General features: G+C 65.4%; 11 protein-coding genes. 4 read left to right on the forward strand and 7 right to left on the reverse strand.

Annotation, left to right across the window (positions count from 1 at the left end; translation table 11 throughout):
- Window positions 1-78: 78 nt before the first annotated feature.
- Both ISP17_RS15010 and ISP17_RS15015 read right to left on the reverse strand, forming a co-directional pair.
- Window positions 79-372: a GYD domain-containing protein gene (locus tag ISP17_RS15010; RefSeq protein ID WP_404634606.1), complete on the reverse strand. Its 294-nt coding sequence runs from the start codon at window positions 370-372 to the stop codon at window positions 79-81.
- Between the two features lie 96 nt (window positions 373-468).
- A complete protein-coding gene (locus ISP17_RS15015; protein ID WP_404634608.1) occupies window positions 469-1,035 on the reverse strand; it encodes a hypothetical protein in 567 nt (188 codons plus the stop codon).
- A 555-nt stretch (window positions 1,036-1,590) separates the two neighbouring features.
- On the opposite strand from ISP17_RS15015, the gene ISP17_RS15020 reads away from it, so the two are divergent.
- The 3 genes from ISP17_RS15020 (at window position 1,591) to ISP17_RS15030 (ending at window position 6,612) form a co-directional block, all read left to right on the forward strand.
- On the forward strand, window positions 1,591-2,550 hold the full coding sequence (locus ISP17_RS15020) for a TerC family protein (protein ID WP_404634918.1): 960 nt from the start codon (window positions 1,591-1,593) through the stop codon (window positions 2,548-2,550).
- A gap of 266 nt (window positions 2,551-2,816) precedes the next feature.
- On the forward strand, window positions 2,817-5,351 hold the full coding sequence (locus ISP17_RS15025; RefSeq protein ID WP_404634610.1) for a TonB-dependent receptor plug domain-containing protein: 2,535 nt from the start codon (window positions 2,817-2,819) through the stop codon (window positions 5,349-5,351).
- Between the two features lie 241 nt (window positions 5,352-5,592).
- Window positions 5,593-6,612 (forward strand): hypothetical protein, encoded by a 1,020-nt coding sequence (locus ISP17_RS15030; protein ID WP_404634612.1) that lies wholly within the window; start codon window positions 5,593-5,595, stop codon window positions 6,610-6,612.
- A gap of 96 nt (window positions 6,613-6,708) precedes the next feature.
- Here the strand turns inward: ISP17_RS15030 and ISP17_RS15035 are convergent, their stop codons facing one another.
- The 3 genes from ISP17_RS15035 to ISP17_RS15045 form a co-directional block, all read right to left on the reverse strand.
- Window positions 6,709-7,122: a VOC family protein gene (locus tag ISP17_RS15035; RefSeq protein ID WP_404634614.1), complete on the reverse strand. Its 414-nt coding sequence runs from the start codon at window positions 7,120-7,122 to the stop codon at window positions 6,709-6,711.
- A 441-nt stretch (window positions 7,123-7,563) separates the two neighbouring features.
- A complete protein-coding gene (locus tag ISP17_RS15040; protein ID WP_404634616.1) occupies window positions 7,564-7,962 on the reverse strand; it encodes a VOC family protein in 399 nt (132 codons plus the stop codon).
- 285 nt (window positions 7,963-8,247) lie between these two features.
- The gene (locus tag ISP17_RS15045) at window positions 8,248-9,156 is read right to left on the reverse strand and encodes a LysR family transcriptional regulator (protein WP_404634618.1); all 909 of its coding nucleotides are present in this window, start codon (window positions 9,154-9,156) and stop codon (window positions 8,248-8,250) included.
- Window positions 9,157-9,275: 119 nt separating this feature from the next.
- On the opposite strand from ISP17_RS15045, the gene ISP17_RS15050 reads away from it, so the two are divergent.
- The gene (locus ISP17_RS15050; RefSeq protein WP_404634620.1) at window positions 9,276-10,694 is read left to right on the forward strand and encodes an aldehyde dehydrogenase family protein; all 1,419 of its coding nucleotides are present in this window, start codon (window positions 9,276-9,278) and stop codon (window positions 10,692-10,694) included.
- Window positions 10,695-10,985: 291 nt separating this feature from the next.
- Here ISP17_RS15050 and ISP17_RS15055 read toward each other — a convergent pair whose 3' ends face one another.
- Together ISP17_RS15055 and ISP17_RS15060 are read right to left on the reverse strand one after the other, a co-directional pair.
- Window positions 10,986-12,752: an aspartyl protease family protein gene (locus tag ISP17_RS15055; protein WP_404634622.1), complete on the reverse strand. Its 1,767-nt coding sequence runs from the start codon at window positions 12,750-12,752 to the stop codon at window positions 10,986-10,988.
- Between the two features lie 377 nt (window positions 12,753-13,129).
- The gene (locus tag ISP17_RS15060) at window positions 13,130-13,888 is read right to left on the reverse strand and encodes an SDR family oxidoreductase (protein WP_404634624.1); all 759 of its coding nucleotides are present in this window, start codon (window positions 13,886-13,888) and stop codon (window positions 13,130-13,132) included.
- Window positions 13,889-13,894 lie beyond the last annotated feature (6 nt).

A 13,894-nucleotide genomic window follows, 5' to 3' on the forward strand; every position in this document is an offset into this window, starting at 1 on the left:
GGATGCCGGTTGGATGCGATCGGGCCGGCTTGCGGATGGCGCGGGTGACGTCGCCTGGTTCCGCAGGGCGGAGTCAATTCACGGCAGCTTTCCGAGAATCTGATCCATTTCGTCGGCCGCGTATGCCCGCATCGACTGCGAACGGATATTGCCCTGCATGCTGACCGCCAGGTTGAATGCCGCCAGCGCCTGCTCGTCTTTGGACTCGAGCACGCAGACCATGTCGTACTTGCCCATGGTCCAGAATATTTCCCGCATGTCGACGCCATGTTTCTTCGCCAGCGCTTTGGCGGCGGCCGCGCGCTTGGTGGTGTCCTTTACCGCGTGGATCCCCTGATCGGTGAATCTCATCAATCCGATATAAGTGAACATGATGCTCTCCTCGATGGATGGATCGGCAGGGACGAGATCACGGGGTCACTTATCACTTCTGTGGAAGTGAAACTGCCCCCGTTCTTGGGGCCTGCATCATGGAATCGGGCTGGGATTCGGGTTGTCAGGCAGCGGTGGGATCGCGCTCAGGTATTCATAGATCGCGCGCAGGTCCCGGTCGGTTTTCTTGCCGAATGCCGGCCACGGCATGATCTGCAGCAGGGAACCCGGCGGGTCGAGCGGGTTGTGTCCGGTGCGCATGGTTTGGATGAATTGATCCAGCGTCAGGCCCGCGGGCTTGCCGGTGGCATCGGGCGTGAGATTGGCCGACTTGAACGGGGACGGCGGGAACAAGCGGCCGCCGGCCATGAATTCGGCTACGTTGATCTGTTCCAGCTGACCGAGATAGGGGTCGCCGCCGGGGGCGAACGACGGATTGGTATGGCAATCGTTGCAGCCCCCCGTGTTGACGATGTAGCTCCCGAGGCCGACCAGTGCAGGATTCTTTCCCATGAGGTTGAGCGGCACGGGGCTTATGGCGAACCCCTGCCTGATCTGGCTCGCGTTGTCCTGGGCATGCAGCGCTGCGATGGGCGTGGTGGCGACCGCGACGCCAAGCAGCATGGACCGGGTAAACCTCGTGCTATGGGCTGGACGTTTCATCTTGGTTCTCCTCGTCGGCATGGGAGCAAACGACGCGGTCTCCGTTTCGTGCTTCCGTCTTCTGGACGAGGACAAGAAGGCGTTGGCGTGATCACGTCAGGTCAATCGACGGCTGACCGCTGCCGGTAGTCCGGCGGCGGCGCGGTGGCTCGAGGGCCAGCGTGACGCTGAACCTGAGCATGTAAGCGCCCGGTGAGGGCTGCGAGAAAAACTGGGAAAAAAGCGAACGGGGTAAAACGAACGGGGTCAGGTTCACTCGTCCTGGCGACGGTTGGTGAGTCGGGCGGATGCCGGCGAAGCGCTGGATTTTGGCCTCCCATATGGAGTGCGCATTGGCATGTCACGCGCTTGAAAAGGGTTCTGCCCCGTCAAGGCGACGCCCACCCGCAAGGATCCGGGCCATCACTCGATCCGGTGCCGCAACCTGATGCGCCAGTGCGCCTACCAGGGCGCCCTGGATGCGCTGGGTGCATTCTTGAAGCGAGCCTTGTAGAAGGTTCACCTTGATCCGCGTTTTCAGTTGTTTCCCATCGCACAGGCAGCCTGGACATGACGATCGAATCCGCCGGCACCCCGTTCCTGTATGCGGCGTTCACCCTGCTGGTCCTCGTTTTGCTGGCGGTGGATTTCCTCGTGCTGCGAGCCGAAGGCGCCCATCGGGTGAGCGTGAAGGAGGCCGCCGCGTGGACGGTGGTGTGGGTGCTGGTTTCGCTCGCATTCTGCGGCTGGCTCTGGTGGTACCTCGACGGTCGGTTCCCGCGGGAAGTGGCGAACAAGAAGGCGCTGGAGTACCTCAGCGGCTACCTGATCGAGAAGGCGCTGGCGACCGACAACGTCTTCATGTGGATCACCTTTTTCCAGTTCTTTGCCGTGCCGGCGGCCTACCAGAAGCGCGTGCTGCTGTATGGCGTGCTCGGCGCGATCGTCATGCGCGCGGTGTTGATCTTCGTCGGGGCGGTGCTGCTGGCGCGCTTCCACTGGGTCCTTTACGTGTTCGGCTTCATCCTGCTGCTGACCGGCGGCAAGATGCTGCTGTTCGCCGGCAAGGAGGTGTCGCTGGATGCCAACCCTGTACTGCGCTGGATGCGTCGCCACATGCGGATGACCGACGAGCACCACGGCGAGAGGTTCTTCGTGGTGAAGCAGGGGCTGCGCTACGCCACGCCGCTGTTCGTGGTGTTGATCCTGGTGGAGGTGACCGATCTGATCTTCGCGGTGGATTCGATTCCGGCGATCTTCGCGGTCACCAACGACCCGTTCATCGTGTTCACCTCGAACATCTTCGCGATCCTCGGGCTGCGGGCAATGTACTTCCTGCTCGCGGACATGGCCGAGCGCTTCCACCTGCTCAAGTACGGGCTGGCGGTGATCCTGCTTTTCATCGGCGTGAAGATGCTGCTGCTGGACATCTACAAGATCCCGGTCGGCATCGCGCTGGGTGTGGTCGGGTTGATCCTCGCGGTGTCGGTGGTGGCGAGCCTGGTGACGTCGCGCCGGGCCGATCCGGGCGGCTGACCCGGTGACCCGGGCGGGCCGGTGGCGCCGCTTTGTGCCGGCGATCACGTTGCGGGGCTTGCACTGGCCGGATTGGCGCTGGCTGTGTGCGTGCGAACCGCCGGGTGCCTGCTCCAAGCCCCTGTCAGAGCAAGGTATTTTCCCGGTTGGAAGGGCGGGCCGCTGATGCGGCGGGGGATTGCTGGCAGGGCGTGCCGCCGGCTAGCCTCGTGTCGCCACTGCGGGTTCGGGGAGTCGACGGTGGCACCACCTGGGGAGGATGGATCATGAAGACACGTCGTTCGAATACGGGCTCGTGCCGCGCACCGGCGCTCTCGCGCCTGGGCCTGGCGTTGTGTGCGGCGGGCATGCTGGTGCCGGTCGTGACGCTGCATGCGCAGCAGGCCGATGCGTCGGCGGCCAACCCGAAGAAGGTCACCGAGCTGCAGGGCGTGCAGGTGATCGGTTCGCGTGCCAAGGAGCGCACCGCGGCGGAGACGCCGGCACCGGTGGACGTGATCGGTCGCGAGCAGCTGGAGAACGCCGGCGTTACCGAGGTGGGCCAGGCGCTGCAGCTGCTGGAGCCGAGCTTCAATTTCTCGCGGACCTTCGTCAGCGATGGCACCGACATCATCCGCCCGGCCACGCTGCGCGGCCTGGGGCCGGACCAGGTGCTGGTGCTGGTCAATGGCAAGCGCCGTCATCAGCAGGCGCTGGTGAATGTGCAGCAGACGATCGGCCGCGGCTCGGCCGGCACCGACATCAACGCCATCCCGATCTCCGCCATCGAGCGCATCGAGGTGCTGCGCGACGGCGCGGCGGCGCAGTACGGCTCCGATGCGATCTCCGGCGTGATCAACATCGTGCTGAAGAAACAGACCGACGTGACCTACGTGTCCTCCAGCGTCGGCCAGACTTACAAGGGCGACGGCCTGGTCAAGCAGGCCAGCGCCAACACCGGCTTCAAGCTGGGCAAGGATGGCGGCTACCTCAACCTGACCGCCGAGTACCGCGACCGCGGCGAGACCAACCGCGCTGGCCCGGACACCCTGCGCGTGAATCCGCCGCGGGTCACCCAGCACCTGGGTGATGCCAAGGCGAAGAACACCTACTTCTGGTTCAACGGCGGCCTGCCGATCGGCCACGGCGAGCTGTACTGGTTCGGCGGGTTGTCCCGGCGCACCGGCAGCTCGTACGGCTTCTTCCGCTCGCCCGGCGACAACCGCACGGTGCCGGCGCTGTATCCAGACGGCTTCCTGCCGAACATCGCCACCACGGTGAAGGACGCCTCGATCGTGGCCGGTTACCGCACGCCGATCAGCGACACCTGGGATCTGGACTTCTCGATCGACCGCGGCCGCAGCACGTTCGGCTTCGACGAGAAGCACTCGGTCAACGTGAGCTGGTGGTACGAGCCCGATGGCAACGGCGGCATCTACGCCAGCTCGCCGACCTCGGCCAACACCGGCACGCTGAAACTCAACGAGACCGTGGCCAACCTGGACATCCGTGGCCCGATCGACTGGGGCATCGGCAACGACAAGCTCGACCTGGCCACCGGCCTGGAGTGGCGCCGCGACACGTACGCGATCACCCCGGGCGACCTGGTGTCGTACGCCTACGGCCGCACCAACGACCGCAGCATCCCGATCTACGGCCAGACCGGCGACATCGCACAGCCGGGCATCCAGGGCTTCCCCGGCTTCTCGCCGAGCGAGGCGGTGAACGCCGGACGCAGCAACTGGGCGGCATACGTGGACGCCGAGTCGCAGGTCACCGAGCGGCTGCTGCTGGGTGCGGCCGGTCGCTACGAGCACTATTCCGACTTCGGCGGCACCACCACCGGCAAGTTCTCCGCCCGCTTCGACGCCAGCAGCCAGTTTGCGGTGCGCGGCACGTTGGCCACCGGGTTCCGCGCGCCGGGCGTGCAGCAGAAGTACTACAGCCAGCGTTCGACCAACCTCAACCCGCAGGGCGTACTGACCGACACGCTGACCGCGCGCCAGGACAGCAGCGTCACCCGCGCGTTCGGCATCCAGCCGCTCAAGCAGGAAACCTCGCGCAGCGGGTCGCTGGGCTTCGTCTACACGCCGACCAACGACCTGACGATGACGCTGGACCTGTTCCGGATCGACATCAAGAACCGGATCATCTTCTCCAGCAACATCGTGCCCGAGGTGGTGGGCACCGACGGCCAGCCGTGCACGGCAACCAACTCCAACTGCCCGATCGCGGCGATCCTCAACCCGATCGGCGTCGGCCAGGTGCTGTTCTTCACCAATGCCATCGACACCCGTACCACCGGTGCCGACCTGGTGGTGCAGAAGGGCGTCGCGTTCGACGGCGGCTCCAGCCTCGATCTGACCGCGGCGATGAACTACAACAAGACCGAGGTGACCAAGCGCAAGTCCGAGTCGCCGATCCTGAGCCCCACCCAGCTGTTCGACGACACCCAGGTGACCCTGGTCGAGCAGGGCCAGCCGCGCCAGCACCACATCCTGCAGGGCGTGTACCACGACGGTCCGTGGGACCTGACCCTGCGTGCCAACTACTTCGGCTCGGTGACCGGCCAGGGCTTCACCCCGGGCATCAAGCAGACCTGGGGCGGCAAGTGGCTGGAGGACGTGGCCGTCGCCTACCGCTTCTCGCCGCATGCGCGGGTGACGGTGGGCGCGGACAACGTGTTCAACACCTACCCCGACAAGTGGAATCCGCAGACCGGCTTCCCGTTCCCGCAGCTGGGCTTCACCTACGGCTGGGAGACACTGCCGTTCGGCATCAACGGCGGCTACTACTACGCGCGGGTGGACTTCCAGTTCTGACCGTCCGCACGTAGCACCGCGTGAACCGACGCCGCGCAGCGAACCTGCGCGGCGTTGTCCTGACCGGGATCGGGGCGCTTCGTGGCGAACGACGAACGCGTCCGGTCCGGGCCTGTCGATCTGGCCAGTGCGGCCCCGCGCCCGCCTCCCGACTCGTGGACTGCCGCTGCTGCGCGGCCCGGATCGGGCCGGCCGCCACATCGGCGCTTCTGCATCCCGTCGCCCTATTGTTCCGCCCGCGGTGATCGCGGATAAAGCGGAACCGCCGGCGCTGTACCGGCGTCCGGATCCACCCAACCCAAGGAAGTACATCCGCATGATGCCAGGAGCACTTGCTGTCAGGACCATGGCTGCCGTTGCCGTCGCGGCCTGTTTCTCACTGGGCGGCTGCAAGGCGGTGGAGCAAGGGGGCACGGCCAGCGCGGCGCCCGCGGCGCAACCGGCAAGCACGGACGAATCGAGTCGCGAGCCGATCTTGCTGCACGCACGCATCGAGTACACCGGCGCGACCGACCTGAGCTCCGCCGGCAGCAGCAACGGCAGCCACTTCTCGCTCGAGTTGCAGCAACCGGCCTTCCGCTCGGGAGAGGGCGCCAGTGCGACGTACGAGGTCGACAACGATCAGCCCAGCCAGGTCATCGGTTCCGTGCATGGTTATGGTCAGGCGCACATCGTTTCCGATGCGGGCACGCTGACCGAGCGCTATGACGAGTGGGCGCGCTGGCCGCAGCCGGCCACGCCGACGCAGGGGTTGTTCAGCATCGTCATGCCGGTGCCATCGGAGATCGGCGATGGCCTCGCCGTGCAGCTGAAGGTGCATGCGGCGGTGGAAGGCAGCCGGACCGCGCACATGCAGTCGAAGGACGTTTCCGCGGATGTCGAGCCAAGCATCTCGATTCCCGCGATGTGCGGGTCGAACAGCGAGTACCGGAACGATCACGGCGAAGCCTGCGGCTTCGACCTGAGCCTGGACGCCAGTCCCACTGCCGCGAAAAGCGCCGCGGGCGCGGTATTGCTGCCGACCATCCAGCAGGGCCTGGCGGCGCCCAACGGCGAGTGGAGCATGCTCGGCACGGGACAGCTCTACGGTGCGACCACGACGTATCGCGAGCACGGTCACTTCGTGCTGAGCTACCACCGTGCGCTCACGCTGGCCGAGAAGGACGGCAGCCTGAGTCACGAGTTCAAGGTCGTCGTCTGGTCCACGGGCCGCAACGAAGACTGGAAGCCGGCCGATCTGCCGCCGCTCGAGGTCAGGTGATTCCGGGTTACGCCCCCACTCCGATTCCTTCGGAGTGGGGGCGGCCGTCGATGGCCTGTAGCCCGACCGGCGGCGCAGGCCGCTCGCGGCAGGTGTTCAGCCGTGCGGCGGGAGAGCGTTGGGGTCCATCCACATCACTTCCCAGATGTGGCCATCCGGGTCCTCGAAGCTCCGGCCGAACATGAAGCCATAGTCCTGCACGGGCGTGGGGTCCGCCTTGCCACCGGAACCGCTCGCCCGATCGACCAGGCTGGACACCTCTTCGCGGCTGTCCGCCGACAGGCACAGCAGCACCTGGGCGTCCACGTGCGCGTCGACGATCCGCTTGCTGGTGAACTGACGCCACTTCGCATGAGTGAGAAGCATCGCGTGGATCGTGTCGGAGAACACCATGCACGCTGCGGTGGCATCGCTGAACGCGGGATTGTTGACTGCGCCCACGGCGGCATAGAACGCCTTCGACCGTTCCAGGTCGGTCACCGGCAGGTTGATGAAGATCAGTTTGCTCACTGTGCTTTCCCTTGGATATGTGAACCACGACGGGATCATCGCGGCATCGTGTCGACGAGCGGGAGATGGGGAATTCGACACGAGCCGCCCGGAGCGCGATGCACCGGCGGCCGGCAAGAACCGAACAAGGTCAACCAACCGCACAGGATCAGGTTCACTTGCTTACCCGCGCGGCGGCCGGTGAGCCAGCTTCAGGTAGTGCCGTGGAGCCGTCACGTCATGGGCGATGGCGCGCAACCCGCCGCATAGCCGTGGGAATACCCAGCGTCTCACTTCCTTTTCCGAACGGGTATCTACCCGGAAGCCCCCGCGATCGTGAACGGGAGGCGGGGAGCCCCGAGCGATGGAATGCGCTGCCTGCCAGGCGAAAACGAGTTGTGGATCGACGCGGGACAAGGTCATGGCTGATCTGTGCAGAAACCGCTGGGTCATGGCGCGGGTTCACCGGGATCCGAAGCGCTGCTTCGCTTCGTCCGTGATCGGCGTGTACAGCGCCACGAGGGTCCCCTCGGGATCGCGGAACTGGGTCGTGAGGTTGCCCCAAGGCATCATCCTGGGTTCCAGGACGACCTCGACGTCATGCTTCAGTCGCTCGAATTCCGCCTGGACATCGTCGACCTGGAACTCGATCACGGCAGTCTGGTTCGCGGCCGCCTGCAGTGAGTCCTTCTTGAACAGATTGACGGTTTCGAGGCTGCCGATTGCCAGCGTCGCCCCCGGCGTGACCACTTCTGCAAAGACAGGGGCGAGCCATTCCGCCTTTTGCCCCGTCACCTTTTCGTAGAAGCCGACGACGGCCTTGATGTCCCGAACGATGATCCGGATGGAAGCGAGCTTCATGTCTTCGTGCTCCGGCATGGGCAGTTGAGGAAACGGAGTCGGCGAAGCATGGCGGCCCGCTGCTGACACGTTCTGTCAGCAGTGTTTTCTCGCATTTCGTTTTCCAGTGCGCAGATCTCGAAATCTCGCGCCGCGCCGGGGGCGCGCGCAGCAGAAGCGATAACGGGGTCAGGTTCACTTATTTCGCGCAGGGAAGTGAACCTGACCCCGTTCGGTTGAACAGGAATGGCCGCGCGAACCGTTGAAAACAGGCCGAAAACTGAGGTCGCCCTCTCGCCGCCGGGCTCAGATGGCACCGGTGAGTGGTGCCTGCTTCCGCACCAGATCAATCAACGCGCGCAACCCGGCCGGCACGTGGCGGTGGCCGGAGTAGTAGAGGCGCAGGCCGGGGAACGACGGGCACCAGTCGTCCAGCACGCGCACCAGCTCGCCGCGGGCGAGCGCATCGGTGATGTGCCATTCGGAGAGGAAGGCCAGTCCCATGCCCGCGCACGCGGCCTGTCGAATCAGCGTTGCGTCGTCGAGGATGATCCGCGCGGGCACGTCCACCGTTATCGCCGTGCCGTGGCGTTCCAGCTCCCAGCGATACAGGCCGCCGTGCGAGAGCCGGGTCAGGATGCCCTCGTGCGTGGCCAGATCGGCCGGCGACTGCGGCACGCCGTGCGCGGCGAGATAGTCCGGTGAGCCGACCACCACCAGCCGCAGGTCGGGGCTCAAGGGGACGGCGATCATGTCCTGCGGCACCGCTTCGGCCAGCCGGATGCCCGCGTCGAAACCCAGCGCCACGATGTCCACCAGGCGCGCTTCGCTGACGATCTCCACCTTCATCTGCGGATAGCGGCGCAGGTATTCGAGTATCAGCGGCTGGAAGATCATCTGCGCCGCGCCCACCGAGGTGTTGATGCGCAGCGTGCCGGCCGGGGAGAGCGGATCGCCGTGCAGCTCTTCGGAGGCGCGGTGGATTTCCGCGATGGCCGGCGCGATGCGCGCCACGTAGCGCTGGCCCGCTTCGGTGAGGGCGACGCTGCGGGTGGTGCGATGGAACAGCCGCGTCTCCAGCCGCGCCTCCAGTCCGGCGACGGCGTTGCTGATGGCCGAGGTGGATATGCCCAGTTCCTGCGCGGCGGCGCGAAAGCTCGCGCGTCGGGCCACTGCGAGGACGGCATCGAGCTCGATGAGGGCAGAGCGTTGCATGGCGATTGTCCCGATTTCTTGAATGCCCCATGCACGATACAACGGCTTATCGGGATGGTCGGCGGCACCCACACTGCTGGCCTGGCCGACAAGGCTCCACCCTCCCGAGGACCGATTCCATGGAACGTATCGAACACTGCTACATCAACGGCGCCTATGTGATTCCGCAAGGTGATGAATGGTTTGACCTGTTCAATCCCGCCACCGAAGAGGTGATCGGCCAAGTGCGCTTAGGCGACGCCCGAGATGCGCGCGCGGCGATTGCCGCCGCCAAGGCGGCCTTTCCGGCGTTCTCGCGCACGACCCGGGACGAGCGCCTGGCGATGCTGCGCAGGATGCAGGCGGCCATGGCCGCCCACGAGGAGGCGCTGTTCGAGGCCATCGTCACTGAATACGGCGCGCCGGTTTCGCGCGCGCGCTGGATGGCGGCGTATGCGCACCAGGTGATCGGCGAGGCGGCCGATACGCTGGCGCACTATCCGTTCGAGCGCGCCGCGGGCGCGGCCCAGGTGGTGATGAAGCCGCTGGGTGTGGCCGGCCTGATCACGCCATGGAACAGCGACGCGGGCTTCATTTGCGGCAAGCTCGCCATGGCGCTCGCCGCGGGATGCACCGCGGTGATCAAGCCCAGCGAGATGAGCGCCATCCAGACCCAGTTCGTGATGGACGCGCTGCACGAAGCGGCATTGCCGCCAGGTGTGTTCAACATCGTCAACGGCCGCGGCGACACGGTGGGTGCGGAGATCACGGCGCACCCGGACGTGGCGAAGATCTCCTTCACCGGCTCCACCGCGGTGGGGCGCGCCATCCTGCGCGGCGGCGCGGACACCTTCAAGCGCATAACGCTGGAACTGGGCGGCAAGTCGCCCACGGTGATCCTGGACGATGCGGATGTTTCCACCGCCGTGCCCTTGGCGGTGCAGGCCGGCTTCATGAACAGCGGGCAGGCCTGCATCGCGGGCACGCGCATCCTCGTCCCGCGTTCGCGGCTGGCGGAGTTCGAGGCGGCGATCGCCGCGGAGGTGGCCGCGACGCGTGCCGGCGATCCGCGCGATCCGGCCACGGCCATCGGCCCGATGGTCAGCCGCCGGCAGTGGGAGCGCGTGCAGGGTTACATCCGCCGGGGCGTGGAGGAGGGGGCGCGGCTGCTGGTCGGTGGCGAAGGGCGCCCGGATGCGATGGAGCGCGGCTGGCTGGTGCAGCCCACCGTCTTCACCGACGTGCGCAACGACATGGCCATCGCGCGCGAGGAGATCTTCGGCCCGGTGCTCGCGATTCTGCCGTACGACGATGAAGCCGATGCAATCGCCATCGCCAATGACACCGCGTACGGCCTGCATGGCTACGTGCTCACCGGCGACAACGCTCGCGGCGCGCGGGTGGCGGCGCAGATCGATGCCGGTCGCGTGCTGGTCAACACGCTCGTGCACGAGCCGAAGGCGCCGTTCGGCGGCTTCAAGCAGTCGGGCATTGGCCGCGAAAACGGCAGCTACGGACTGGAGGCTTATCTGGAGCCGAAGGCTGTGCTGGTGGGATAACCACGTGGCGCCGTCCGGAAGCAGGGCCGGTAAAACAGGGGCGGCGTGCACTTTGTTGAGGCAAGGGTTGTAGAAAATCGAAGCAAAACGGTGTCAGGTTCACTTGTTTCGCGCAGGGAAGTGAACCTGACCCCGTTCGGTTGGCCTCGCTTCTCGCGGTGTATCCAGTTGCGCGTCGACTTTGGAAAGTAGATCCCACTCCCGGTCTTGCGCCAGGCGCAACGCCGGGATGGTCGGTCAACGATGTCGACTGGCGTCCCATGAACCTGATCCCTTTGTTGCCCTTTCGACCTATGGCGCGGCCGCCGTCAATCCGTACCTGGCGGCCAGTGTCGTGATGTCCGGGTCAAGCGCGCGGGCAGCCGCCAGATCGGCACGGCCTGCGTCCGTCTGGCCGCTGTGGATTTTCGCCAGGCCCAAGCCGTAGCGTGACCACGCGGACTGCGGCTTTTGCGCGATGGCCTGCTCGTAGGCCTTGATGGCTTCGGCATCATGTCCAAGTCGCAACTGCACCAGGCCGAGACTGTCGAGGTAGGCCGGTTGTTCGCCGTCGCGCCGGATCGCCTTGCGGCAATCCTTCAGGGCATCGTCGAGCATCTGGTTGCTCAGGGCCCGCGCCCAGCAGCGCTCGTTGAGCGCAGAACCCAGCAAGGCGTCATTCCTGTGCATGTGAATCCAGTCGTCGAGGATGGGCAGCGCCGCCGCGGGTTGACCCAGTTGTTCGACATACAGGTCGGCAACGGTACGCGCCTGCGTTGATCCCGCGGGCGCCAGGGCGCTTGCCGCCATCACGTCGGCGTTCGCCCCTGCGCGGTCCTTGTGCGCGAGGCGAAGTGCAGCGCGCAGCAGCAAGGTATCGACGTTTTTTGGATCCAGGCCGAGGGACTTGTCCAGATCGGTGAGCGCCGCATCGGGCTGATCATCCGCAAGGCGCGCCCGCGCGCGGGCGGCATAGTAGTCGGCTTGATCGGGCGCCAGGCGGATCGCCTGATCCAGATCGGCGATGGCAGCTTTCGGCTTGCCGCGAGACAGGTTCGCCACGCCACGCCGGGCATACTCCGGCGCGGTCGGAAGTGCCGTGCTGCTGGCGCCAGAAGCACTGTCGGCACCGGGTTTGTCTTCGTCGTCCGGTGCATTGGCAAAGGAAAATACGCGCCCGCCGTTGTAGGTGAAATAGATTTTTTTCTGGCTGTTGGCGATGTACATGTGATGGGCAAGAAAAAAATCCACGCCGAGCAGCATGTCGGTATCGCCCATGTCTCCATCCAGGACCATCATCTTGCTGTGCTGGATGGTTTCCGTTCCGACGGAGTAGGAGTCGACCGGCGCCATCCACGTCCTGACCGACTTGCCGCCAACGCCGATGGCGTCGTCAGCCTTGGCATCCGCGTCCTTCAGGTCGATGCCGACGCGCTCGGCGGCCCGGCGGCTGAGCGAGGTGGCGTAGGCCCCCGAATCGAGCAAGGCACGCAACGGTTTGCCGTTGACGGTCACTTTGACAAAAGTGCGCCGGTCCTGCTCGCCGCCCGGCGAGTCGATTTCGGCGACTTCGTAATTGCCGTCCTTGGTCCAGTACGCCAGCGCGGCGTTCTTGCAGTGATCCGGCTTGAAAAGGGTCAACTTGCCATGCGCAAGATCGGCTTCCAGGTCGGCGACATCGAGCAGATTGGCGCCGAGCAGGCCATAGCCCATATCCGTACCACCGACGAGAAAGGCCACGCGCTTGAACGTGGTATCGAGGACTCCGAACGACTTGACCTCGGCGAAATCGACACCCACCGAACCTCCCACGCCGCCCATGCGAAACCCGAACGGTGCAGGCCGCAGCCTGAGCTCCAGCGACAATGCAGTGGCACGCGACATGAAATTGAAGGCGGCACCGGTATCGAGGACGAAGCGTGTATCGCTGCCGTTGATCTTCACCATGGTCGTGGCTTGACCATTGAGCATTTCTACCGGAAGCGTGCCGTAATCCCCCAATTTGCAGCCGCCCGCCCATGCCTCTGATGCCAGCAGGGCGAAGATGCCCAGGCAGCCCAAACGCAAAATCCTTTTCATAGCCGCCCCCTTGCATGCCGAGGCCGTGGAATGTGGGCCTCGCGATCGAGCGCCGGCTGGTACGGGCTCTCGAAGGAGCATGGCGAAAATGTTGGAGTCGCTCAAGGAGTGATTCGGCTGCATCTCCCAAGGAATGGCGTCAGGGGCCACTGTGGCGTGGCGGGCGTTTGACTGGTCGCACGGCGATTCCAAACGGGGTCAAAACGGGGTTAGGTTCACTTTCTGACCATTGATCAGTGAACCTGACCCCGTTCGGCCCTTTTACTCCTTGGGTGAAAACAGGAGTGAGCTGACTCCTGTTCTCACCTGTTCCGCAACAGTAGCTTTCGGGTTCGCCTCTGTGGCTTACAGAGGAGCGGTGGAGAGCGCGTCAGCGGTTACACCTGCGCCTGGCCACCATCGACAAAAAGCTCGGTGCCGTTGACGAAGCTGGCGTCATCGGAGGCGAGGAACACGGCAGCGCGCGCGATCTCGATCGGCTCCCCCACGCGGCCCAGCGGTACCTGCGTGGCGAGGAAGTCGAGCAGCCCCTGCTGCTGGGCCGCATCCGGTCCGGCGAGGTCGACCAGGCCCGGGGTGCGCGTGGGGCCAGGGCTCAGCGTGTTGAAGCGAATCCTGCGGCTCTTGTCGACGTCGAGAATCCAGTTGCGGACGAACGACCGAACGGCGGCCTTCGATGCGCCATAGACGCTGAAAGCAGGCGTGCCGGTGGTCGCGGCGGTGGAGCCGGTCAGGATGACGGAGGCCCCTTCGCCCAGGATGGGCAGCAAGGTCTGCACGGTGAACAAGGTGCCCTTGACGTTGCGGTTGAAGGTGTCGTCAAAGTGTTCCTCGGTGATGTCCCCCAGCGGCAGCATGGAGCCGCCACCTGCGTTGACGAACAGCACGTCCACTCGCCCCTGTTCGCTCTTGATGCGGTCGACGAGGTGCTGAAGGTCGCCGAGCTTCGCCGAGTCCACCGGGACGGCGATGGCCTGCGGGCCGATGGAGGCCGCCGCGGCATAGAGCTCTGCCTTGCGGCGACCGGTGATGTAGACAGTGGCGCCCTCCAGGGCGAACTGGCGGGCGGTTTCCAGACCGATGCCGGTGCTTCCGCCGGTGACGACCGCGATCTTGTTTTCGAGCTTGCGTGACATGGGTAG

Source organism: Dyella ginsengisoli, from assembly GCF_044904665.1.
GTDB lineage: Bacteria > Pseudomonadota > Gammaproteobacteria > Xanthomonadales > Rhodanobacteraceae > Dyella_A > Dyella_A ginsengisoli.

What these genes read in the sequence shown, in the direction of transcription:
- ISP17_RS15055 (WP_404634622.1), bottom strand. Translation starts at nt 12,752, where the DNA reads ATGAAAAGGATTTTGCGTTTGGGCTGCCTGGGCATCTTCGCCCTGCTG.
- ISP17_RS15040 (WP_404634616.1), bottom strand. Translation starts at nt 7,962, where the DNA reads ATGAAGCTCGCTTCCATCCGGATCATCGTTCGGGACATCAAGGCCGTC.
- ISP17_RS15045 (WP_404634618.1), bottom strand. Translation starts at nt 9,156, where the DNA reads ATGCAACGCTCTGCCCTCATCGAGCTCGATGCCGTCCTCGCAGTGGCC.
- ISP17_RS15010 (WP_404634606.1), bottom strand. Translation starts at nt 372, where the DNA reads ATGTTCACTTATATCGGATTGATGAGATTCACCGATCAGGGGATCCAC.
- ISP17_RS15015 (WP_404634608.1), bottom strand. Translation starts at nt 1,035, where the DNA reads ATGAAACGTCCAGCCCATAGCACGAGGTTTACCCGGTCCATGCTGCTT.
- ISP17_RS15060 (WP_404634624.1), bottom strand. Translation starts at nt 13,888, where the DNA reads ATGTCACGCAAGCTCGAAAACAAGATCGCGGTCGTCACCGGCGGAAGC.
- ISP17_RS15050 (WP_404634620.1), top strand. Translation starts at nt 9,276, where the DNA reads ATGGAACGTATCGAACACTGCTACATCAACGGCGCCTATGTGATTCCG.
- ISP17_RS15025 (WP_404634610.1), top strand. Translation starts at nt 2,817, where the DNA reads ATGAAGACACGTCGTTCGAATACGGGCTCGTGCCGCGCACCGGCGCTC.